Here is a 24,533-nt window from a genome sequence, read left to right as displayed (position 1 = left end):
AAATTTTTTGAGTAAAAACAAACCACAAATTAATTCTAAAAACATGAAGAAAACAGTTGCTTTATTTTCTGCTGCCGTTTTGCTTGGCCTTGGGTTAGCACAATCGGGATGCAGTAGCAATAATAACGAGAGTAAGGTTACAAAAATAAGTGTAATCACTCCAAAGGACAGTTTGAAAGTGCCCAATGGAATAATAGAGCTTCCTTTGGCAGCAAAAAGTGGTACGGCTTATTTTTACGAGCCTGCCCGAAAAACTGAAAAAACGCCGATTATCATGGTGCCGGGGATGGGCCTGAGTGCTTATATCTTCACGGATACACCCGACGAAAGAAAAGCCTGGGCAGATATCTTCTCCGAAAACGGACATCCGGTTTATGTTTATGAAGATCCGTCCATTATGGTGCATGAAGGGGTTGATTATGAGAAAACCGGAATGAAAGGACGTAAATGGAATACCACAAGAACCTGGAGTACCTGGGGAATGGGACCTGAATACCCTAAACCCTACGAAGAGGTAAAATACCCGGTCCAACAATTTGACAGTCTGGTGGCTTCTTTCCCTGACTATGGAAATTTTGGGTTTATTGAAGTAAAGAAAGACTCTATGGCTACCTCCGGAGCTTCAAAACTGGCCAAAAATGCTAAACAATCTGAAGGGCATACAGATAACCAACAGGCTGAAGCCCGCGGTGGTCGTCGAAGAGGCGGCGGTGGCGGTGGCTTCGGCGCTCAGATACAGGTCGAAAACTTGTTGACATTAATGGACCAGGTTGGGGATTGTATCCTTATGGTTCATTCGGCCTCAGGATCAACCGGATTTGAAGCCATTCGTCAGAATGGAGATAACGCAGAAGCCCTGATAGTATTGGAACCAGTTGGTTCTCCTGTTAAAGAGGGAGATGTGAAAAAACATTTTGCTGATATTCCTTTTCTGGGTGTTTATGGCGACAATATTGATAACAGGAGACAGGGTCGTCGTAAACAAGCTGTTGAAGAAACCATCCGTTTGATAAAAGAAAACGGAGGATCAGCAGAAATGATTGATTTGCCTGCCATGAGTATCTACGGTAATACCCACCTTATGATGCAGGATACCAATAATGCTGAAATTGCTGGTATGATCATGCAATGGATCGAAAACCAACAAAAATAGTCAACAGTTATAGCCATCCGTGATTAGAGGAAATAACTGATGACAGGTTAATTTACTATAACTGTCCCCAAAGATCAAGAAAAATAGAATCTCGCAAAGACGCTAGGAATTGTTTTCTGCGTCTTCTGCGAGAATAGTATTTCTCCCTCCCCCTCGTTTGTAACGAGGAGGTTAACTTCTCTCGTCTGTGACGAGGTTTTTTATTACTGAAAGGACAACATCAAATAAATAGTTGTTTTTGATTTCTACTCTCCGAAGAATCTTAAAACTTATCCCGGAGACCAATTATTCCAAAATGTACAGACTATTATCAGCTTTATTGGTGGTCTTGTCGATTACAGGATTCATCCATGTTACGGCCCAGAAGCTGGATCCGGTAACCTTTAATATCGAAACCACTGAGTTAAACGACTCCATTGCTCAAGGGTTATACCACGGTCATTCAAACATTCGAAAGAATATATTCAGACTTATTTTGGAGGGAAAAAATGAAGAGGCCCGGGCCCGGATAGAAAAATATGGAGAAAGTAAGGGTAAGCGCCGAAGGCGGCGTGGCTCCGGATCCAATGCTTATCAGGATTACTATAAGAGTGTTTTTCTAATCTACAATAACCGTTTGGATGAAGCGTGGCAAACCATGCAGAAAGCCATGGAGAACGGTATTCCTTTTGAAACGTTTATGGCCGGACCCAGATCTATGTTACAAAATATTTATCATTACCCGCGATTCCGCGATGCACTCAGAGGCAGACAGTTGATTCATGGTCCCATGGTAGGTGCGGTAACTTCTTCCGGAGCCAACTTTTGGGCACGAACCTGGAGAGAAATTGCTTTTAAAGTGATGTTGTCGGATTCCAAAGAATTCTCAAATCCGGTTTATTCCCGGATAAGTCGCACCAATTCGGATTTTGATTTTACCGGGACATCCGGGGTGAATGGGTTGAAGCCTGATACGCGCTATTATTATAAGTTGGTTTTGGATGGAGAAATCCGGGAGGAAGTGTATACTTTTAAAACCTATCCGGAGGAAAAAGAAGCCTCTGCTTTTCGTATTGCTTTTGGTGGGTGTTCCAATCTGAACAAAAACCCGGATAATGAAAGAATGTGGAGTGTAATAAGAAACACTTCTCCTTTGGCTTTTGTACAGCTGGGAGACAATACCTACATCGATGACCCAACAGGATATGAATATCAGAGGTCAAGCTTTTACCGCAGACACTCCAATCCGCACTATCGCGAACTCATGAGTGCCACTTCCAACTATGCCATTTACGACGATCACGACTTTTCACTGAATGATTGCGTCAGCAGTCCTGATCCCGATCTTCCGGAGTGGAAGGTGAAAGTGCTTAAGATCTTCAAAGAGAATTTCCCGGCGCCCTACTACGGAAATGGTAAAAAAAATGGAGGTGCCTATACACATTTTTCCATAGGAGAGGTTGATTTCTTTATCCTGGACTGCCGGTATTTTAGGGACAACCCGCTTACGGCTGAGGCTCCCTCTATGCTTGGGCAGGAACAGAAGCAATGGTTTTTTGATCTGCTTAAAAATTCAACAGCTAAATTTAAAGTGGTTTTCACCTCTGTACCTGTTGCACCAGATGTGTCGGGGAAAGAACTTTCGTGTGATTCATGGGATGGGTTTCCCGGAGAAAGGGATGAGATATTCACATTCATCAAATCTAACCAGATTGAAGGGGTTATTTTTGCTGCAGGTGATCGCCACCGTGCTGATGCCAGAATGATTCAAAATGATGGATTATATGATATTCCTGAGTTCCTTAACTCCAGGTTAACCAACTCAAAAGGTTATATGTTGGTAGAGGAGGCCGAAGGAAGTCGGTATCTCTTTGGCTACAATGAATTGCCACATTTCGGGTTGTTGGATTTCGATACGCAAAAAGATGATCCTGAGGTGTCTTATACCATTATAAATATCAATAATGAAAAAAAGGGAAAAGTTACCATCCGTTTAAGCGATTTAGAATTTAAACCGTAATTTGTTCCTGAGGCTTAAGATCTCCATTGATTGGTCTTTTCCCCGGTTATTTCAATATGACCGGGGATTTTTTTGCATTCAATAATGTCTAACAAAACCTTGATAAAAATTAAACAAAAAGCATAAATGGTTGTTTCTTTAAATAGTGAAAGCAAGAAAACTATGGATTTTCCAGTCTTTGATAAGAAAGCGCCAAATACAAGGCTTTCGTCCCGATGCATCGGGATGGAATCAAGGAGTTTACTTTTCGTAAATGACTGTTTCAAAAACGAGAATATCGCAGTAGTTGGTGTTTTCTTGCAAAGACTAAATAAAACACTTAAACGAAAAACGATATCATGAATTTATTCAAGAAAGATCCCAAAAAGAAATTGGCCAAACAATATGAAAAGCTCATGCAGGAAGCATATAAGCTTTCCACAGTTAACCGTCGCCTTTCGGATGAAAAATATGCAGAAGCAGAAGAGGTAGTTAAGAAAATTGAGGCTTTAAAGAATCAAAAAGCTTGATTGTAATTATGACTGATATTGAAATGGATCGAATCATAGAAATGGCATGGGAGGACAGGACGCCTTTTGAGGCCATTGAAGTTCAATTTGGACTGGCAGAGAAGGATGTCATCCGTCTCATGAGAAGTGAATTGAAGGCATCGAGCTTCAGGTTGTGGCGCAAGAGAGTAAATTCAGGTACAAGTTTAAAACATCTTGCAAAAAGGCCTAACTCTGTGACACGGTTCAAAAGTAGCAGACAAAAGATCATCAGCAACAATAAGATTTCAAAACGATAGGTGGCGGATTTTAAACTGAAGTTTGCTTCATTTTCATCATTTCCTTTGATCCAAATGGAAAAAAAAGAGGCTGCCTTCCATGTTGAATGTCATTCTGAGCTTGTCGAAGAATCTTTTTTGATTGATAAACCGATGTTTCGACTGCGCTCAGTATGACATATTCCTTTGGTGTTTTATAGTTTTGAGACAACCTCTCCTGTGCTAAAAGGCACTTCTTTATTTTGTATATTCAAACTTCTCTTTTAATCCGCCTACCGTAACTTCAAATTCTCCCGGTTCTGTTACTTTGTTTAGTTTTCTGTTTACAAAAGCCAGATCTTTTGCAGTAAGCTCGAAAGAAACTGTTTGGCTTTCGCCGGGTTCAATTTCAATTTTTTCAAATCTTCTCAAACGTTTTACATCGGGCGTGATCGAAGCATAAAGATCAGATGTATAGAGTTGGACCACTTCTTTTCCTTTTCGGTCTCCCGAATTAGTCACTTTTACAGAGATTTTCAATGTCTCATCTCCGGACAAATTGTTTGTACTAAGTTGCAAATCGCTGTATTCAAATTCGGTGTAACTCAAACCATAGCCAAATGGAAACTGTATGGCAAAATCTGATTCGTAATCATACATGCCTGCCATCTTTTTCTGATGCTCCGAAGGTTTGTAATCATAGGTCATCAGGGTGTTGACATGCATGGGGTATGTATATGGCAGTTTACCGCTGGGGTTAACATCGCCGAACAGCACATCGGCTACTGCCAGTCCTCCCATATTTCCCGGAAGGTAAGCTTGCAACAGACCATCAAGATCTGAAACAAATTCGCCGATAACCCGGGGACGTCCCTCATTTAAAACTGCAATAACAGGTTTTCCGGTTGCGATGGCTGTTTTGGCCAGCTCAATTTGATTTTCAGAAAGCCTCAAACTGTGCAAATCACCAGGTTTTTCGGTGTAGGAGTTTTCGCCAATGGCCAAAATGATGTAATCCACATCAGCGGCTGCAGCTGTCACTTGTTCCAGGTCTCCCGGGATTTCGACATTGTATTTTTTCGTGCTGAGGTCATATTCCACCCCGGGTACATATGTTACATTCTCTTTTCCGATTTTTGACTGGATGGCTTCCAGGATAGTGGAGTATTCCTCTGTAAACTCGTCCACGAGCTCGCCCTGCCATGAATATGACCAGCCCCCGTTAAGCGGGCGCATAGTGTTGGCGTTGGGCCCCGTTACCAGTACTTTTACCTCTTTTGAAAGCGGTAACACTTTGTCTTTATTCTTTAGAAGGGTAATGGACTCTTTGGCGCTGTTGTAAGCTACCTGCTCAAATTCGTCACTTCCAAATTTAGGATAGTCTTTGTAGTCGGTCACTGGCGTATCAAACAGCCCCAATTTGTACTTCATGTTTAAGATGCGGCGAACGGCATCGTTTATGCGTGACATGGGAACTTCTCCTTCGTTAACCAGCTCAACCAGGCGGTCACAAAATTCAAAGGTGTAAGGAATCATGGACATATCTATACCTGCATTAACGGCCAGTTTTACGGCTTCTTTTTGCGTACGTGCAACATGGTCACGTCCGTGAAGGTTGCCAATGTCTGCCCAGTCGGTAACCACAACACCCTGAAAGCCTAACTCACCTTTTAAAACTTCAGTCAGCAGATAATGATCCGCATGTGTTGGGATGCCATTGATAAGTCCCGAGTTGACCATAATGGAATGGGCTCCTGCATCAATTGCTGCTTCAAAAGATGGCAGGTGACGCTCCCTGAGCTCCATCTCAGGGATCCAGGCCGGGGTACGGTCTTTTCCGGAGAAGGGAACGCCGTAACCCAGAAAGTGCTTAAGACAGGAGGCCACATGGGTGGGGTCATCCACATCGTTGTCTTTACCTTCATACCCTTTTACCATCTGCATTCCCATTTCGGAGGTGAGGTAAACATCTTCTCCGAATGTTTCCCAAATGCGGGGCCAGCGAGGGTCACGACCCATGTCGAGAACAGGTGAGAAATTCCATGGAATGGAAGAAGCACGGGTTTCATAAGCCGATATTTCGGCACCGTTACGGACCAATTCACGGTTCCAGGTAGCAGCCATTCCTATTTGCTGAGGGAAAAGTGTGGCGCCCGCAGTATAAGTGGTTCCATGAATGGCATCAATACCATATACAACAGGTATTCCCAGGCGTGTTTCCTCGGTTGCAACTTCCTGGATAGTACTGATAATATAATGCCATTCTTCGGGAGTCCGGGCCCGATTCTTCATTGTATTAAGGATAGACCCAATCTTGTACTTAACAAGTCCTTCTCTAAGCTTTTCTTCATCCAGTTTTACCGGGTCTGCACTTTCTCTGAATTTGTCCAGCGTAATTTGGGCCATTTGTCCCACTTTCTCTTCAAGGGTCATTTTCTCCAAAAGAGATTCTACTTCTTTAATGCGCTCAACTTTTACTCCCGACTGGGAAAATGCACTTACAGTCGTAAAAAGCAGAATCGCAAAAAAGCCAATGTTGATCATTTGTTTTTTCATTTCAGATAGCTTTTGTTTTTATTAATTGTGTGAATTAATTGACATGAGGTTTGGATTAAATTATCCTGTCAACAAATTTATTGGCACACAATTCATGAAGAAATAAAATGACCCTACAGAGTCTCAACCCAAACAATATTTCACCTATATAAAACCTCAACATTGGAGTGTTTGCTGAGTGTTAATTTATTTGTTTTCAGGTATCTGTAAAGGGTGTTGAGGTGAGATGTAATTTAAGTGAAAATAAAAATGATTGGCCAGAATATGATAGTACTGTTTATAAATAAAATCACTCTTCCACCACCCGAAACCGTCGAATCAATCGGTTCCCGTCTTCATCCACTACAGTAATTCTATGAAGTCCTTCATCGGGATCCAATTCTATTTCATGAGGATTTTGGGTTTGACCCAGGTAGCTGTTGTCAAGGTGCCAGTATATTTTGGCCTCCGGGTTTGCATGGACTACCTTAAATACCAGTTTTTGTTTTTCTCCATCCAGATCTACAGGTTGCATAATGGTGGCTCCCGGATTGGGATAGATAAAGTCCAGGGGCTTTTCCCCGGTGATAAAACATCCCGGTTTCCTGGGAGGCAGAAATCGATAGTCGGAATGTTGGCGGCTGTAATACCAGGCCATGAGAGGGGGCAATACAAACCAGGGCTCAGATACGATGTCTCCGTCCGGCTCGCATGATTGCCGGGTTTGAAAGCGATGATCGGGGGTGAGATGAATAATTTTGTGATAAGGACAAACAAGATTGTTTTTGACTGAGGAGGGAATGAGTTGTGATTCTTTTTCCGGGCAATCAGGGCCTGCCCGGTATCCCGATTTTGAACAAATCTGTACTTCTTTCATGTCATCGTGGGGCAGGTCAAACCAATCACTATTGGGCAACAGATCAAATAACCTGAACATTAATGGGCCAGCTGTTGTGCCGCCAAGCAACCCTGACCGACCTTCACCGGAAGCGTTTCCCATCCAAACTGCCACCACATATCTTCCGTTTACTCCTACGCTCCAGGCATCCCGGTAACCAAAGCTGGTTCCGGTTTTCCAGGCAATATTCTGTTGTGAAGTGAAATTTTCCCAACCCGCTTCCTCGGGTGGCCTTACAACACTTTTCATGGCTTCGAGAGTCCACCAGGCAGCGCCAGCCGAAAATACCGGGGGATATGGACTTAATTCAGAGTTACTGTCAGATTGAGGTGTTAATGTTACCGGACGGACATCATTGGTTCGATACCTGCTGTTGTCAAGTCTGTAGTGCCGAAGGATACGCGCCATGGAGGCATAACTGCCTGCTAATTCCCAAAGCGTTACCTCTCCGCCTCCCAGAATCAGGCTCAAGCCATAATGATCATAGCCTTTGTTGAGGGTGGTAATACCGGTTTCAGATATTTTTTTGAGAAAACGCTCACCTCCGTATTGGTGAAGTAACCTAACAAAAGGAACATTTAAAGACCGTGAAAGAGCTTCGTTTGCCGGAACAGCTCCATCGAAGCGACGATGGAAATTTTGCGGAGCATAATTTTGGTATTGAGTGGGAACATCTGCCAATAAGGTGTGCGGCAAAATACTGCCGTCCTGAAGGGCTGCGCTGTAAAGAAATGGTTTCAGTATACTGCCCGAACTGCGCCTGGCACGGATCATGTCAACGGCGTGACCGGCCTCGCCGTCACGGGGTGCACTGTTGCCAATATAGGCCAGTACATGTCCCGTTTCAATTTCGGCAATGAGGGCGCCTGCATGGCGGATGTGGTTTTTTGCCATCCGGCTGGAGTGGCGCTGAAGAGCTTTTGCAGCCCGTGACTGAAGAATCGGGTCAATAGTGGTGATGATGTTTTGCCCTTTGGCTGTTTTCAGGTAATAATCTACCAGGTGAGGTGCCAGGGAGGGCAACTGTCTGGCTCCCTCAGGTAATGGTTCCTTTATCGAAAGCGAAAGTTCGGTTTGATCAATGTGTCCCTTTTCAAAAAGTTTCTTCAATAAACGATCTCGCTTGGCTTTGAGTTGAGAGCTGTTGGTTCCCGGTCTCAGCATTCCCGGGGCATTGGGCAAAACGGCCAGCAATGCCGATTCGGCCCAGGTGAGATGACGGGGTGGTCTTTCAAAATAGTGCCACGAGGCCGTTTCAAAACCCACAATGTTGCCACCAAAGGGAGCATTGGCTGCATAGGTGATTAGTATATCTTCTTTACCAGAGCTAAGTTCCAGTCTGAGGGCCCGGAATATCTCCCATATTTTATTCCCAAGAGTTCGTGGCGCATTGCCTGCCATGCGTGCCACCTGCATAGAGATGGTGCTGCCTCCGCTTACGATGTGTCCCCTGGAAATATTTTGCCCAAAAGCACGAATAATTGACCACGGATTAACACCCGGGTGATAATAGAAGTATTCATCTTCAAAAGAGAGAAGTGCTGCTTTGTATTTTGTTGGTAAACTGTCGGGTGCGGGGAAGCGCCACTGACCGTCTTCTGCAATGTGAGCACCCAGTAAAGAACCGTCAGCAGCTGTTACCACCGTTGAAAACGGACGATTGAAACGGGGAACGGGCACCAGAAGAAAAAGCAAAAACAACCCCAAAAAAATGGAAACCCAACGGATGGTCTTTCCTCTTTTGGGGGGCATAAGTTTTATTTTTAGCTTGGTCATTTTTAGATTGAACAGGACTACTTTCTAGAGGCTGTCTCAAAAGTCCGATTTTGATGTCATCCTGAGCTTGTCGAAGGATCTTTTTATTTGAAAAACAGATGTTTAGACTCAGATCAACATGACATTCATTTGATATTTTATACTTTTGAGACAGCCTCTTTTAATTTCTCGTCTTTGACGAGCGACGAAGCAGGCTTTCTCTTGTGGGTTCAAAAACCCTTACGTTCCTTCTGTGTTTCAAAAAAACTTGTCTAAAAAAACCCAAGCAGCTGGGTAAAGATAATCAATAATACCATAGCTACCGGATATACTGTTGCATAAGCGATGGCCGGGGCATTGGTCTCTGTCATGGGGTCAACAGCTGCCAGCCCTGGAGTACTGGTCATTGATCCGGTAATGGCACCCAGTAATGAAAGGACATTCATATTTTTCATGAATTTAGCCGCAATGACAGCCAGAATCATCGGGGTCAGGGTAATGACGCCACCAATCAGGAATAACTGAGAACCATATTGCGAGTAGGTATCCACTAATTGAGCGCCGGCATTGGTTCCTACCTGTACCAGGAAAAACATCAATCCAACCTGTCTCAACAACTGGGTGGCAGCTCCTGACATACTCCATATGATGGGGCCGGTTCGTCCAATGCGGCTCAATATCATCGCAACGGCAAGAATACCTCCGGTTAAGCCCAAATTAAAGGTCATTCCGGAACCATAAGATAGAGAAACTTCACCAACCAAAATTCCCAGCACAATACCTGCTGCAATAGGGAAGAAGTCTGTGTCTGACAGCTTTTTATCGTTATTGCCAAAAATGCGAACCACCTGTTTCATATTTTCATGGCTGCAGGCTACAGTCAGTTTATCTCCCATATGAAGCTTTAGGCTGGGTGACGGGGTTATGTCAATTCCACTACGGCGAACGCGTGTCACTGTTGCCTGGTAATTGCTCCAAAGGTTAAAGGCTCCAAGTGGCTGGTTGATGACATCTTTCTTGGTGACCAGTACAGACTGAACTTCATAGGATTTATGAAGGGGAATTTCCTCCTTGGATTCGTCTCCTATCAGCAGTTTGATTTTTCTTAGCGCATCCTCCGTTCCCACAGCTCTTACCAGATCGCCTTTGTTAAGAACTGTGTCCGGAGAAGGAACCACAGCTTCTCCTTTGTGTAAAATACGAGATATTACAGCTTGCGTCATTGACCGGATACGCAATTTTGAAATTGATTTGCCATCAACATTTTCATTCTCTACCCTGAATGTTTTATGTTTGATCTCGGGGAAACCAGATTCATTCATTATCTCATATTCTTTTTCCGCTTTTTTGATATCGGCTTTGATTAGTTTGGGATATAAGCGTACAAAAAGGATAACTCCTATTACACCAAAGGGATAAGCGATTCCGTAACCGATGGATACCAGGGGAGAACCTGTAGCATCAATAGCAGCAGCCAAACCGGGGGTACTGGTCAATGCACCGGTCAGCAGTCCGATGGCAATGGGCATGTCGACACCCGTCCACCAGAAGGCTGCAAAAGTGATGATTGATGCTGAGGCAACAATAATGGTAGCCAGAATAAAAAGAGTCTTCCCCTGTTGCCGAAACGACTCAAAGAAACCGGGGCCGGCTTGCATTCCGATGGTGTAAATAAAAAGAATCAGTCCGAGTTTCCCGATAATGGGAGGCATGGTCATTCCAAAATGACCAAAAACCAAGGCTACAAAAATGATGGCTGAAATATCAAGAGATATTCCTTTGAATTTTATGCTTCCAAGGATGAAGCCAAGGCAGATGATTACAAATAGTCCGAAGTACTGGGATGTAAAAACTTCCATAGGATTTTAGTGTTAGATTTGACTTGCAAAGTTACGGGAAAAGGCTGTGCCATTTGGTGAGACGACGTTAAATTATATTAATCAGGTTCATGAGTATTCGAAAGGTAAAAAATATTATTGTGAGGGGCAATTTGTAAATATGACTATCACAAAGCCACTAAGTCTGCCAAGTGTGCTATCTTTGCTTTTAAGGTTGGTCTGTTGGGTTATTGTTAAATCAAAGTTATATCGGTTAGATGTATTTATCTGAAAACAAAATTCAGTATGTTTTTTTTCATCTTCGACAACACGTCACCGGAGAGGTATTAGAACGGAATAGGGTTATTGTTCTTAAGGAAGGAGAACCCATACCCGAAAAAATTTCCGGAAAAGTGGTTTTTTATTTTTCTGAAATAGAAAATCCAAATCCGGTTGAGGTTGACTTTCATGGGAAAAAAATACCGGTACTGTTTGGTTTAAAAAATATTAAGAAGAAACTGTTTTATGAGGATGCACAAAGCAATCTGATTTTTAATTTTGATTTCTTATCGTCCATCTTTTATTTACTATCAGGTGCTCAGGAAGTGGAAACAACCCAGAAGGATCGTTACGGAAGATTTCCTTATGCTTTTTCCATTCAGCAAAAACTTGACTGTGTTCATTTACCTCTGGTCAATTACTATTTTGAAATGATAATCAAGGGGCTGGAGATTTTTTCCAAGAAACAAGGGTTGAGCATAAAAAGGAAGCGGTTGTTCGATGATTTTGGTTTCTTTTTGAGTCATGATGTGGATCGGGTTGCCTTCCATCATCCATTCCGGGTCTTAAATAAGATTAAGCAGCTCATGGGCTTAGCACCCTTGGGGTACAGTTATACTAAAACATTTAAACTGTTTTTAAAAGGCATCCTGTTTAATTTAAATCCTTTTCAAAAGCAGGATCCCTGGTGGAATTTCGGTTGGATAACAGACCTTGAAATCCGCTTGGGAATCCGGTCAACCTTTTTCTTTCTTAAGCAGGAAGATCGTTTCGATAACTCGCTGTATAAGTTTCACTTTAATAAGATCAAGTCCTTGATATATAATCTGAAAAATCAGGGATTTGAAGTAGGGCTTCATGGAACCATGCGTTCGGCTTATGACCTTGAAAATCTGCTGCGGCAAAAAAAGGATCTTTACATGGTTTTGGGGAATCAGCCAAAGGGAATCCGGCAACACTACTTACGCTTTTTTCATCCGCAAACTTTCATGATCCAGCAAGATACAGGATTAACCTACGATACCAGTCTGGCTTTTGCCGAACAGGACGGTTATCGAAATGGTTACTGTTTCCCGTTTCATCCTTATGATTTTGAAAGCGACCAGATGATGGATATTTGGGAGATACCATTGGTTATGATGGAAGTTTCGGTGCTTCAATACAGAAAAGCGGGGTTTCCGGAATTGCGAAACCTGGCTCTGCATTATGCTTCAGAGGCCCGGAAATTTGGTGGCATCTTTAGTTTGTTGTGGCACAACTGTCGCCTCAGCAATATTGAATATGAAGGAGTGACAGAGTTTTATGAAAGTTTACTTGGGGAGATTGTTGAAAACGGCGGGGAGGGGGTGCCTGGAGAAGAGATTATTAATAGAGTTAGCAATAGTTCGTTAGATTTTTAGATGTAAGTAAACAACAGACACAAGTTTGGCAGCCAGAAGGCAGAAGAAAAAATATTGACCCCAAAGACCATCTTCCAACCTTCAAAAGAAAGTTTTGCCTGACAGGAAAAGATCTAACTCACATGTATTAATAGTCCGTTATCCGGATGGTTCGGGATTGCAATGAGCATTGAATCAATTGTTTATAGATCAATAGATTTCTGGGTTAACGCTCGGATTATCATTTTGTTATGATTTATCTTAAATCTAATATCTATCCCGAAGCATCGGGACTAACGATCTATTGATGTATTATTATCCCGAAATAAAGCAACTTGAGTCATATGGAAATTTTTTATAATACTGATAATAGGTGTATTACCTTAAACAAGGATGTGTCCGATAATAGCCATTGCGAATTTTTTGTAAAAGCCTGGTGGAGTATAGCAATAAAATTGCATATTAAGCAAGTCCCGATTACCTTGAATTGATAATTATAATACCGTTGCATTGGGAATTATAGCAAGACAAACCATAAAAAGCTCTGTATTTGCCTATCTGGGAGTTGTTCTCGGAGGAATAAATGTAGCTGTTTTATACCCTCGGATATTTACCGAAGAAGAGATTGGTCTTATAAACATTTTATTGGCTCTTTCTGCCATCTTTGCTCAGTTTTCATCACTTGGCATAAACGGGGTCACCAATTATTTCTTCCACTATTTTAAGGATAAATCACAGAAACACAATGGTTTTTTTAATATCCTTTCGCTAGTGGTTCTTGCTGGATTTTCCGGCTTCCTTGTTTTCTATGGATTCTTTAGCGATGAGATACTTCAGTCAAAAGTTGAGGATTCTGTCCTTTTAAATAAGTATGGTGTATATATTATTCCGCTTACCTTCTTTACTCTTACATTTATTGTTTTTGACATTTATGCAGCTGTTTTAGAAAAATCAGTAATCGGAACCTTTCTTAAAGATTTTGTCTTTCGTATACTGAATCTTATTCTGATCGTTGCTTTTTACTTTGATCTTTTGAATTTTTCCCAGTTTCTTTTTTGGTATACCATTGGACTTGCCCTGCCTCCGGTTGTTATTATTCTTGAGCTATGGAGAAAAGGGCATCTTTTTATAAAGCGGCCGGATAAACAGCTTACAGCCCGGCACCGTTCCAAAATGTTCAGCGTTGGAGGTTTTTATATCTTATCCGGCTTTGGAAACATGCTTATTACATATATCGATCGGTATATGATCAATTTCTTTTTAGGCTTAGGATTAACCGGAATATATTCAGTGACCAACTATGTTGGGACTTTGGTGCAAATTCCTCGTCGTGCGATGGGGAAAATTGCTACACCTCATCTGGCAAATCTCTGGTCCAATAATGATACAGCTCAACTTCAGAGGATATATGATAGAAGTGTGGTTTCTCAATTGGCTTTGGGAGTGTATATATTTATAGGAATATGGGTAAATATAGATGGAGTTTTTAAAATCATTCCCCAAAATTTTGAAGAAGGGGTTTGGGTGATCTTTTTTATTGGCCTTTCAAATGTCTTTCATTGCTTTTTAGGGTTAGGCGGACTGATAATCTCTACTTCAAAGTATTACCGTTATACTACCTATTTCACCTTTGTTTTAGGGATATTGGTAGTTTTAACCAACATTGCCTTTATTCCCATCTGGGGAATTGGAGGAGCTGCAATGGCTTCAGCGCTGTCTAAATTGGCATTTGTGATTTTGAATTTGGCCTTTTTGTACTTCCGTTTGGGGATTAAATCTTTGAGCCTTCAGCATTTCACCATAATAGTTGCCGGGGTGGCCAGTTATATCCCGGTTTCATTTTTGAATCCGGAATGGCACTGGATTCTGGTTTTGATAGCAAAAAGTCTTACCATTTCTTTGTTATATGTTTTCTGGCTGAAAATTTTTAAAGTGGTGCCTGACCTGAATAGATTTTTAAAATCTTTTTAAATTATTTCTGTGTATCGTTATTTCGATATCAGATCAGTCGCTGATTATTGAAAACGGTGATCAGGGGAACTTTTATCATTATCTTTGTTGAACTGTTCTCTGAATATTAAAACCCAAGATAAAATGACATCAAAAATTGCCGGTTTTGTATTGTCTCAAAGCCCTTTGAAATATCTTCCAAAGCTAAATCCTGACCTGAGTGTAAAAACCATTAGTGGTAAATGGGGATACCTTTACCTTTATTCCATGGACAAAAATATTGCCCCCATCGAGCCAGGAGTATGGTCACTTGGGTTTCCCCCTCATAAGAGCCTTCTTCACCATAACCTTTTACTTACAATTGAGCACGATAATGTTCTAATAGATAACGATTGGATTGGCGGCATACCTGTATATTTTAACTCAGAAGAAAAAATCATTTCAACATTTCCTGAAGTCTGTATTGGCAATTCTCCCCGATTCGATGATGAAGGCGTTTACCTCTTTATGAAATATGGATTTTCTGCTTTTGGGAAAACTCCTTTTGCAGATGTTTCCATGATGAGGTATTATTCCTCGATTAAATTCAGTGAAGAAGGATTGACCTGCCGCGAAAAAGAAGATCCTGCATTATCGGTCGATCTTTCTGTTCCTGCAAAAGAAAATGAAATCTGGGATTTATTAGAAAAAGACATAATCAATGTATTAGATCAAACTTCCGGGACTGTGGTGAGTCCTCTTTCAGGAGGTTTTGACTCACGAATTATTAATGCTTTAATCCCCTGTCACTATAAATCCCGGGTTAGAACTTATTCTTATGGAATTTCTCCGGATCAAAGGAAAAGCTTTGAGTCGCGCATTGCCAAAAATATTGCTGAAAGACTGAATTTGAAATGGGATCAGATTTTTTTAAAGGATGCCTATAAATACATGGATTTATGGCACGATGCATTTGGGTTTGGCACTCATCTGCATGGAATGATGCACATTGAATTTTACCAAAAAATATTGCAGGAGATTGATTTGGCAGATTCCCCTCTTTTATTGAGTGGCATATCAGGAAGTGCATTCCAGGGAGGGCATCCTCCCGAAAAATCCGTAACAAGCCCTTCCGATCTTTATGGGTTGGCTCTTACGCACGGAATCAATAGTTATCATTGGATGGAGTATCGGGAAACGGAAGCTGAAGCCAGGTTTTTTGAACAAAATAAACCACTTTTTTCCAACCTGAAATGGTATCCCATATTAACCATGCGAATAAAGATGAGCCTGCTGCACTACCTATATAAACTTCCTGCAGTTATGGGGATTTCTTCCACTTCGCCCTATCATAATTTTGACATTGTAACAAAAATGTTGTCATTGCCCGGAGAACGAAGGGACCAACGAAAATGGGTGAATGATTTTTTCAAAAAGAAAGACCTTTATGTAGGTAACCGTTCCCTCTATGGTGATACCAGAAATACCCTTAACAGGCAATTATTCAGTAATTTTAAGTTTGAGCCTCTTAATGAAAATCTTCTGAAGAGTTCTCCCATTCCGGATGAGTTGGTAAAGCAGGTGAACAGGAATTTGAATAATGTTGGATCTTTTGCAGAGAAAGCCAATGCTTTTTTTACTTCTCAGAGGGTGGTAAAAGAGCTTCTAAAACCTCTGGGTATAAAAAACAGGCTTAATACTTATCTCCCTTCCTACCTGGCATTTAAAGCGCTGGAGGAAACATTGCGAAAACATCAGTAGAGTCACTTTTTAGAATATTACCCATTGTCGTTGTTTTAAAAATACCTTTATGGCAGAACTATTTATTGCAGGAGATTTGTTGAATGCTTTAACAACAGAAGATTTTTTGGATAAGTCGATGAAGGAGATTATCAGAAAATCTGATTTCTCCATCTGTAACTTTGAAGCACCTGTAGATTCTGATGGACAGGTTATTCCGAAAGCCGGTTCATGGAAAAGCCAAAAACTTCAGACTGTAAAAATCCTGAAAGAAAACGGATTTGATATGTTGTTATTGGCCAATAACCATATCTGTGATTACGGCTATGAAGGGTTGAAAGCAACACTTGATGAGATTCACTTCCAGGGGTTACATCCTATTGGGGCAGGGCTTTCATCGGAGGAGGCTTATATGCCAATGATAAGGAATATCGGAGGATTAAAAATCGGGTATATCAATGCCTCTGAAGCTCAATTTGGACAAATAGCCTCCGATCATGAAGACAGGGGAGGCTATGCCTGGATAAATCACCGGCGAATTAATGAGATCGTAACCAGTTTGAAAAAAGAAGTTGACGTTCTTATTTTTCTTGCCCATGCTGGTCTTGAAAATTATGATGTGCCATTGATTGAATGGCGGGACCGGTATAAAGAGTTATGCGATTTGGGGGCCGACTGTGTTGTTGCAGCACATCCCCATGTACCACAGGGATATGAATATTATAATGGGAAACCCATTTTTTACAGTTTGGGGAATTTCTTTTTCCCAAAAACTGTTAAGAACCACACTGAGGATGGACTTTCATTATTATTGAAAATAGATGAGAAAAAGAAAATAAGTGGAGAATTTATCTATCACCGTATTGAAAACGGTTGGTTAAAGCGGATTACTGAAGAGGAATCAACTATTTCGGTTGACCGGCTTAATGGATTATTGAAAGAAGAAACATATAATAAGCTGGTAAAGGAATTGTATCCTAAAGCATATGAATCAATGTCGTTGAAATATTTTCATTCCGTTTTTCAGGTTCCTGCGTCAGGAGACAGCCTGCCCAAAAGGATAAAAAAAATACTGGTTCAGCTGTTTTTTAAGAACCACAGAAAGCGCTCAAGGGAACTCTTGCTTTTGCACCTTGTTCGAAATGAGACCAACCGATATGTTACCCAACGAACTTTACAAATGAAAGCCGAAGGATCAGATGATACCTAATCTGCATCTTATGTTCTATTACAATTGCTTCCCAAATATTTGATAATTTATGAGTTGTTTTTTCCCAGTTGTCATTTTCTGTTACAACCGTCCTGTTCATCTGCAGAAAACCATCGAGGCCCTTTTAAAGAATGAAGGAGCTGGCGAGACGGATATATACATCTTTTCGGATGGATGCCGGGGGGAACAGGATAAACCCGCTGTAGAACAAGTCCGTAAGGTGATTAATAATGTTTCCGGGTTTAAGAAAGTGATCGTTCAGGAAAGTGAAGAGAACCGGGGACTGGCAGCATCTATCATTAACGGAGTAACTAAAGTTTTGGAATCGCATGACGCCTGTATTGTGCTTGAGGACGATTTGGAGACCTCACCTTTTTTCCTGAATTTCATGAATAAAGGACTGGAAGAATATGCCTCGGACAAGGAAATATTCTCCATTTCCGGGTATTGTCCACCGATTTCTATTCCGGCAAATTATCCATACGAAGCTTTCCGTTTTCCAAGAATCAATTCCTGGGGCTGGGGGACCTGGCGAGATCGATGGCAGTTAGTGGACTGGGAAGTGAAGAATTTCAACAGCTTTATCAGTAGTCCGGATAAAATAAAAGAATTGGAAAAGCAGGGGAGAGACTTGCCGGTTATGTTACTAAAACAGCACCAGGGGGAAATAGGTTCCTGGGCTGTACGGTTCAATCAGGCTTGTTTTGAAGCCAGTAAATCCAATATTTATCCCGTTAAATCGTTCGTGAGAAATATTGGTATCGACGGATCGGGTACGCATATGGATAAATCGGGTAAGTATGCTGTGAGCCTGAGTGAGAAAAATCTAAATCCGGCACCTGCAACCACCGATAACCTTATCAGTCAGGCCTTTCGAAGGTTTTATTTACCCTCATTGTTCAGGCAAACCATAAATAAAATAAAAATAGCACGCTATCTCAACAGCATCCGTTAAATTTGAGTCATGCAAAATCAAACCCGGTTTGTATTCCGGCAATCGGCCATTTACAGTGTAGGTAATATCCTCTCCAAGTTGAGTGGAGTGTTAGTATTGATGTTGTATCTGGAATACATTTCGGAAGAAGCTTTTGGCGTTGTTTCACTGTTTGAGACCATTTTTCAGTTCATTCTTATACTATCCGGATTAGGTGTTAAAGCTGGTCTTTCACGCTGGTATCATGAGTTTAAGTCGGGTGACGACAAGAAGGCACTTTTTTACACTACCTATTCTTTTAATTTGATAGCCAGTGTGCTTTCAGTAATGTTAACCGGGGGATTGTTGGTTCTTTTCAGTCGGGAAATATTCAAAACAGACATTGACTGGTCAATCATTTTTTTATTTTGTGGCGGTACATTGTTTCGTCTGCTGTTTGATATTCCTTTTTACTTGCTTAAGCTGGAACAGAAAGCTGCGAAACAAACCAGGTGGTTTTCTCTGAATATATTCTTGGTGCTCGGCTTTACATTTGTATTTCTGGAGTTCATGGACATGGGCCTTAAGGGCATTTTCCTGGGGCAGTTTGTGGGCCATTTGTTCACCTTCCTGCCGATGGTGCCGCTTATCTGGCGCAATATGCTGCCATCCTTCAGGAGTCCTGTGCTAAAAAAAATGCTGAAGTACGGACTTCCTCTGGCCATCAGTAATATTCTCACAACAGTACTCACTTTAAGCGACCGGCACATCATCAATCAATACCAGAATCTGAGTGAAGTAGCCGGTTACAGCATGGGGTTTAAAGTCTCCAATCTGATTCAGATGGTTGTGGTGGCATCATTCATTACAGGATATACCAATTATTTTTTCAAAACCATGCATGAAAAGGACAGTGCTGCCTTTTACCAGCGCATTGTGCGGTATTTTATTGTACTGCTTTCATTGGGAGGCCTTGGCATTGTACTCTTCTCTCCTGAAATTATTTATGTGGTATCGATGGGCCGTCAGTTTTTTCAGTCATCGGTAATAATTGTGCCGGTGCTGATATTAGCGATGATGTTTTCAGGGCTTCGTCAGCTGTTTGCCCTGCCACTTAATAAGCATAAACGAACTCGTCGAATCTCCCTGATATTAGTGGTAAGTGCGGTTATTAACCTTGGAGGAAACTTTGTTTTGGTGCCGCTAATTGGGAAAATGGGGGCCTCTGTTTCCACTATGGCAGCTCAGCTCTTTGCTATGATCTGGTTTCTTTTCGAAGTGAAAGACGTTGAGCCCATTGACTTTTCATGGTTAAGAAATCTGATTTTGCTGGTTACCTGGTGCCTTTTGGTCTTGCTTGGCATACAGGTTTTTGAACTTTCATTAATTACAGGCTGGCTTCTAAAACTCGCCATCGTTATTTTCTTTGTTTTGATCATGTTCCTTACCGGCCACATCAACAAAGAGGAAATAAAGGAAGTGGGTTTAATTTATCGGAAAATCCGGGGAAAGTAATCGCTTTGATTAAAGATGAAATCTTGCTATCATCCACCAATTACCTCAAATGCCATTATGTGCCTGATATGGTTCATCACCTCATGTGTCTCAAATAATAATCTCCTGAAAAATCTTCCCCTCCCTGTAACATTCCGTCATACTCCTGCGTCACAACATCAGAACAAACGAGAGCGCCCGGTTTGCAAAAAAAAAGAAAAATCAAAAGTATTAAAGAAGTTGAATTATGAGACGGAATGTAAAATACAGTGCATGGGTTTTAGTTTTCTTGTTGATATTGCCACCAGGTATTTATGCTCAGCAAGACAGCACCCGAACCACAGAAGGAATTAAAAACATCGTAACAGTTGAGGAAGACACTCATCGCACCCGGGTGACAGTTCCGGGAGCCGTAGTGGAGGTGGATGATCTTAACGATACCATTACCCGGATTACCATAGGACGGAGAAGGTTTGACATTATTGAAAAAGATAACCGGCACACCCGGATTCAAATGGTGCATAAACCACTTGAGGAATTTAAAGGTCACTGGGCCGGATTTGACTTAGGTTTGACCAATTTCTTTTTTACATCACCTTTTGAAAGCGGAATGCCCGATGAAAAATCATGGCTGGATTTGAATGGTGGAAAATCGGTGGCGGTAGGTATGAATCTGATGCAGTACAGCATTGGTTTGCAAAAACACAAAACCAACCTTGGAGTGGTTACCGGCGTGGGATGGACGATCAATAATTACAGGTTTGATTCCCCAAATATTCTGATTCGGGGGGAAGATGGAAATACCACCTATCGTGTTTCTGACCGTGCCGTTGAGAAGAACAAGCTTGTCACCAGCCACCTGACCGTTCCTGTGCTTTTGGAATTACAATTGCCCTCGGGGGATAATGAACGGGGATTCTTTATCTCTGCCGGAATGTATGGCAGCTTCAGAGTGGGTTCGCATACTAAGGTGGTGTTCAGCGATCCCGGTGGCCGTGAAAAGGAGAAATGGCGGGAAGATTTAAATATCAATGCCTTTAAATACGGCACCATGGTGAGGTTGGGATTGAAATGGATTAAGCTATATGCCAAATGTGACCTGTCCCCCTTGTTTGAGAAAGACCGCGGACCTGAAGTCTATCCCTGGACTGTTGGCGTAACACTGGTTCAGTTTTAAGGGCCCCCTAAATCTCCCAAAGGGGGACTTTCCTCTAACCTCTATCTTCCAGCCTCTAACATCTAACCTCTAACATCTAACAACCTAATGAATGCTATGCGACAAATAATCATAACAACGGTAATTTTGATTTTGACAGTTTTTATCTCAGATGCTGTTTCTCAAAATCAAAAAGTCGATTCTGTGTTGCAGAAATATGACCGGCACTGGGAGATGAAACCCGGAGTTTACAGGGTGATGAAGGACGGCCACATCGGAGTTGCTGATGGCAAGGGACGAGAGATAGTGCCCTGTCGGTTCGACCAGGTCTGGACACCTACCAAAGACAATTACATCCGGGTGCTACTGAATATGAAGACCGGATTGTATCACCTGGAGAAAGGGATCATTTTGCCGGCTGAATACGATCAGATATGGGAATTTAAAAATGGTTTGGCTAAAGTGATGAAGGGACGGAAATTCGGTTATGTCAATTCCGATGGACTGATGGTTATTCCCACCGAGTATCAGCACATCTGGTCACCCCAAAACGAGCGGTTGAAAGTGATTAAGGATGGATTGACCGGCTATCTGAGTACTTCCGGTGAAATTATTGTTCCCGTTATTTATCAGCACATATGGGATTACAAAGATGGCCTCGCCAGAGTGATTCGTGACGGTAAAATGGGCTATGTGGATGAAGCCGGGAATGAAGTGGTTCCTCCCATCTACGACCAGGTTTGGCCATTTGAAGACGGAAAGGCTTTGGTGGTTAATGACGGCGATTATTTTAAAGTCAACCGGCAGGGGAAAATCACAAATGAAGCAGAGGCGCCTGAGCCCGTACGTAAAATAGAAGAGAAAGGGGCAGAACAGGACGATTTGCCACGCATCAGCATTAAGAAGGATCATATTGATATTTGGCATGAAGGCGAAGGCATCAGTTTTTCAGAAAGGAAAAAGCGTCGTCGTTATTTCAACGGGCACCTCGCCGGAGCAGGAATTGGCATGAACGGTTATTTTGATGCCGACTTTCAGGAGGAGCTGCCTGAGGGTTATGGCTTTATGGAACTGAATCAGACTAAGTCATTGGAAGTGTCTGTATACCCCGTTCAGGAAAGTTTAAGGTTGCTTGGGAGCTGGTTTGGGTTGACTACCGGAATTGGGCTTCAGTACAACAACTACCGGTTCAACCTGGAGCAATACTCAGATATTGATGAACCCGGCAGAATATGGTTTCCCGAAATAGAACCGGATGCTTCCATCTCCAAAAGCAAGTTGATGATACTGCATGTGAATGTTCCGCTTTTGGCCGAAATTCAGATCCCTGACCGCTACGGATCGGATGCTTTTTACATTTCCGGTGGTGTTGTGGGAGGCGTGCGTGTTCAGTCTCACACCAAAGTGGTATTCAGCAATGATGACGGCGAGCAGAAGAAAAAGAAACGGGGCGATATGGGCCTGCCCACTTTCCGGTATGGCTTTATGGCCAGGGCTGGATATGGCAACTTTTCACTTTATGGCACTTACTATCCCGAACCTATGTTTAAAGAGGGAGAGGGCCCTGAATTATACCCATTCTCGGTTGGGATCATGTTTATTTTTGATTAAATGATATTATTCTTCTCCAAAATATTCAAAACAGACTCTTTGTAGTGGCGACCGATGGGAATTGATTTCTCCCCCGCCTGAATTAAGGTGGGGGTATAAGCATCAATTTTCTTCAAAGCCACGATAAAAGAGCGATGTACTCTCAAAAAATCCCGTTCGGGAAGTTTATCTTCGATGTTGCTGATGCTGTTGAGGGTTTTTAATTCGCGCCCCTCAGTCATGGTAATGATCACATAATTGCGCATACTTTCCAGAACTACCATCTCATTAAGCATCACCTTTACCATCTTCTTGTCGGATTTCACAAAAATAAAGGGTTCTTCAGCAATCGTTTCAGGTTTTGCAGCAGCTGGCTGATTGGGCTGTGGATGTATTTTGAAATACCGGTTTACGGCCTTGACAAATCGTTCGAAAGAAATGGGTTTTACCAGATAATCCAGGGCTTCCAGCTCAAATCCCTCGAGAGCGTAATGCGTAAAGGCAGTGGTGAAAATCACCTCAGGAGGATTGGATAAATTCCTCATAAGCTGCATGCCTGTGAGACCCGGCATTTGAATATCCAGAAACAAAAGATCAACGGACTTCTCGTTGAGTACAGCAAGGGCTTTCACTGCACTTTTACAGGAGCCTTCCAGTTCCATAAAATCCAGGCGGTTGATGTATTCTTCAATGACATCCCTCGCCAGTTCTTCGTCATCAACAATTAAGCATTTAATGGTCTTCATAGTTTCAGGTTTAGAAAGACTTCGTAGGTATCGCTCCCCTGGTTAATGTTCAGTTTGTGGCGGTCAGGGTAGAGTAAGTCAAGGCGCCTCCGGACGTTTTGCAGCCCGATACCACCCTGTACCGAATCTTGCAGTCCAGTCTCACCGGATAGGCTGTTTTCTACTTTTAATACCAACTCTTTTTCGCGTACGCCAAGTTCGATGGTAATCCAGGCTCCCTCATCAAAACCTCCGGTGCTGTGTTTGAAGCTGTTCTCGATGAAAGGAAGAATCAGCATGGGTGCAATGGTTTTTCCATCTGTTTGCCCCCATAAATTTAAGCTGAGGTCTATCCGGCTGCCATACCGGATTTTTTCCAGCTCAATGTAGCTTTTGATGCATTCCACTTCCTTCTCAAGGTCAACTTGTGGGGCATTGGTTTCATAAAGCATGTACCGCAACAAATCAGAGAGCCGGAGGATGACGTCCGGTGCTTTGTCCGATTTCTTCAGCGTGAGGGCGTACAGACTGTTGAGGGTGTTGAAAAGGAAATGAGGCTGAACCTGGTTTTTCAAAAGCCTTAGTTCGGCTTCCAGCTTTTCGCGTGCCAGAGTTTGCTCCCGTTGCTGGATGCGGGAAAGATATTCTACCACTTTCACAATAACGGGAATGGCCAGTACCGATCCTAAATCAACTGCTGTACGGATTATTACCAACGGACTAAAAAGTGGCTGAATTTCCCAATCGGGATAAAATCTATCGAGGATGATGTAATTGTCCTCAAAGCGCTGGACAATGGCAATGGCAAATACCGATCCCAGGAAAAAGAGAATGAACTTCCATATTTTTCCGTGATAAAAGTAACGTGGAAACAGGAAATAAATGACCCAGTAGACAAGCAGCATTTTGGCAGGAAGGCGAATCATTTCGGCCAGATAATTCCTGATAAATTGCTGGTCCTGACTGCCCCAGGCGGTGGCAAAAAATACCAGATAAAATACCCAGTAGAGGGTGTGCTGAACCACCTTATTGTTTACAATTTTCTTAAGCCTGCTCTTGCCGGATCGAATAATTTGCATGTTCCTGAAAATAAAAAGACGCCTTGCACATAATTAGTAATAATAATTGGGCTTCCCCAAAAATATTCCTCTTAGCAGTAAAATTTATAAACTTTTTCCTGTTGTCTGTACCTTCCAATCCGTTGTCTGTCCAATTT

Annotated in this window: 17 protein-coding genes; 12 read left to right on the top strand and 5 right to left on the bottom strand. The window is 42.1% G+C overall.

Annotated elements, in window-relative coordinates; translation table 11 throughout:
* The first annotated feature begins 43 nt into the window (after positions 1–43).
* From DDZ16_RS08940 to DDZ16_RS08920, 4 genes are all read left to right on the top strand, one after another.
* A complete protein-coding gene (locus DDZ16_RS08940) occupies positions 44–1,153 on the top strand; it encodes an alpha/beta hydrolase family protein (protein ID WP_109264114.1) in 1,110 nt (369 codons plus the stop codon).
* A gap of 295 nt (positions 1,154–1,448) precedes the next feature.
* On the top strand, positions 1,449–3,152 hold the full coding sequence (locus tag DDZ16_RS08935; RefSeq protein ID WP_109264113.1) for an alkaline phosphatase D family protein: 1,704 nt from the start codon (positions 1,449–1,451) through the stop codon (positions 3,150–3,152).
* 338 nt (positions 3,153–3,490) lie between these two features.
* Positions 3,491–3,661 carry a Lacal_2735 family protein gene (locus tag DDZ16_RS08925; protein ID WP_232526595.1) on the top strand — a complete coding sequence of 57 codons (171 nt, stop codon included), beginning with the start codon at positions 3,491–3,493 and terminating at the stop codon, positions 3,659–3,661.
* A gap of 8 nt (positions 3,662–3,669) precedes the next feature.
* A complete protein-coding gene (locus DDZ16_RS08920) occupies positions 3,670–3,939 on the top strand; it encodes a TIGR03643 family protein (protein ID WP_109264110.1) in 270 nt (89 codons plus the stop codon).
* Between the two features lie 216 nt (positions 3,940–4,155).
* Here DDZ16_RS08920 and DDZ16_RS08915 read toward each other — a convergent pair whose 3' ends face one another.
* The 3 genes from DDZ16_RS08915 to DDZ16_RS08905 all read right to left on the bottom strand — a co-directional run bounded on the left by DDZ16_RS08915 (position 4,156) and on the right by DDZ16_RS08905 (position 10,944).
* Positions 4,156–6,453, bottom strand: a complete 2,298-nt coding sequence (locus DDZ16_RS08915) for a glycoside hydrolase family 3 N-terminal domain-containing protein (protein WP_109264109.1) — start codon at positions 6,451–6,453, stop codon at positions 4,156–4,158.
* A 289-nt stretch (positions 6,454–6,742) separates the two neighbouring features.
* Complete coding sequence (gene pbpC, locus DDZ16_RS08910; RefSeq protein ID WP_232526594.1) at positions 6,743–9,106, bottom strand: penicillin-binding protein 1C; 2,364 nt, start codon at positions 9,104–9,106, stop codon at positions 6,743–6,745.
* A 251-nt stretch (positions 9,107–9,357) separates the two neighbouring features.
* Positions 9,358–10,944: an aspartate:alanine exchanger family transporter gene (locus DDZ16_RS08905; RefSeq protein ID WP_109264108.1), complete on the bottom strand. Its 1,587-nt coding sequence runs from the start codon at positions 10,942–10,944 to the stop codon at positions 9,358–9,360.
* Between the two features lie 236 nt (positions 10,945–11,180).
* Between DDZ16_RS08905 and DDZ16_RS08900 the strand changes: the two genes are divergently transcribed.
* From DDZ16_RS08900 to DDZ16_RS08865, 8 genes are all read left to right on the top strand, one after another.
* Positions 11,181–12,581, top strand: a complete 1,401-nt coding sequence (locus DDZ16_RS08900) for a polysaccharide deacetylase family protein (RefSeq protein WP_109264107.1) — start codon at positions 11,181–11,183, stop codon at positions 12,579–12,581.
* A gap of 489 nt (positions 12,582–13,070) precedes the next feature.
* Positions 13,071–14,531, top strand: a complete 1,461-nt coding sequence (locus DDZ16_RS08895) for a lipopolysaccharide biosynthesis protein (RefSeq protein ID WP_109264106.1) — start codon at positions 13,071–13,073, stop codon at positions 14,529–14,531.
* 123 nt (positions 14,532–14,654) lie between these two features.
* A complete protein-coding gene (locus DDZ16_RS08890; protein ID WP_109264105.1) occupies positions 14,655–16,250 on the top strand; it encodes an asparagine synthase-related protein in 1,596 nt (531 codons plus the stop codon).
* A gap of 49 nt (positions 16,251–16,299) precedes the next feature.
* Positions 16,300–17,439: a CapA family protein gene (locus DDZ16_RS08885; protein ID WP_109264104.1), complete on the top strand. Its 1,140-nt coding sequence runs from the start codon at positions 16,300–16,302 to the stop codon at positions 17,437–17,439.
* Between the two features lie 49 nt (positions 17,440–17,488).
* The gene (locus DDZ16_RS08880) at positions 17,489–18,394 is read left to right on the top strand and encodes a glycosyltransferase (RefSeq protein ID WP_109264103.1); all 906 of its coding nucleotides are present in this window, start codon (positions 17,489–17,491) and stop codon (positions 18,392–18,394) included.
* A 9-nt stretch (positions 18,395–18,403) separates the two neighbouring features.
* Positions 18,404–19,867: a lipopolysaccharide biosynthesis protein gene (locus DDZ16_RS08875; RefSeq protein WP_109264102.1), complete on the top strand. Its 1,464-nt coding sequence runs from the start codon at positions 18,404–18,406 to the stop codon at positions 19,865–19,867.
* Between the two features lie 226 nt (positions 19,868–20,093).
* On the top strand, positions 20,094–21,023 hold the full coding sequence (locus DDZ16_RS08870) for an outer membrane beta-barrel protein (RefSeq protein ID WP_109264101.1): 930 nt from the start codon (positions 20,094–20,096) through the stop codon (positions 21,021–21,023).
* A gap of 96 nt (positions 21,024–21,119) precedes the next feature.
* Positions 21,120–22,613 carry a WG repeat-containing protein gene (locus DDZ16_RS08865; protein ID WP_109264290.1) on the top strand — a complete coding sequence of 498 codons (1,494 nt, stop codon included), beginning with the start codon at positions 21,120–21,122 and terminating at the stop codon, positions 22,611–22,613.
* Here the strand turns inward: DDZ16_RS08865 and DDZ16_RS08860 are convergent.
* Together DDZ16_RS08860 and DDZ16_RS08855 are read right to left on the bottom strand one after the other, a co-directional pair.
* On the bottom strand, positions 22,610–23,338 hold the full coding sequence (locus DDZ16_RS08860) for a LytR/AlgR family response regulator transcription factor (protein WP_109264100.1): 729 nt from the start codon (positions 23,336–23,338) through the stop codon (positions 22,610–22,612). The genes DDZ16_RS08865 and DDZ16_RS08860 overlap by 4 nt on opposite strands.
* The gene (locus DDZ16_RS08855; RefSeq protein WP_109264099.1) at positions 23,335–24,396 is read right to left on the bottom strand and encodes a sensor histidine kinase; all 1,062 of its coding nucleotides are present in this window, start codon (positions 24,394–24,396) and stop codon (positions 23,335–23,337) included. The genes DDZ16_RS08860 and DDZ16_RS08855 overlap by 4 nt, the downstream gene beginning before the upstream one ends.
* Positions 24,397–24,533: the final 137 nt, after the last annotated feature.

It is taken from the genome of Marinilabilia rubra, from assembly GCF_003121985.1.
Classification (GTDB): Bacteria; Bacteroidota; Bacteroidia; order Bacteroidales; family Marinilabiliaceae; genus Marinilabilia; species Marinilabilia rubra.
Note: the sequence above shows the minus strand (reverse complement) of the source record. Positions and strands in the feature narration are given on the sequence as shown.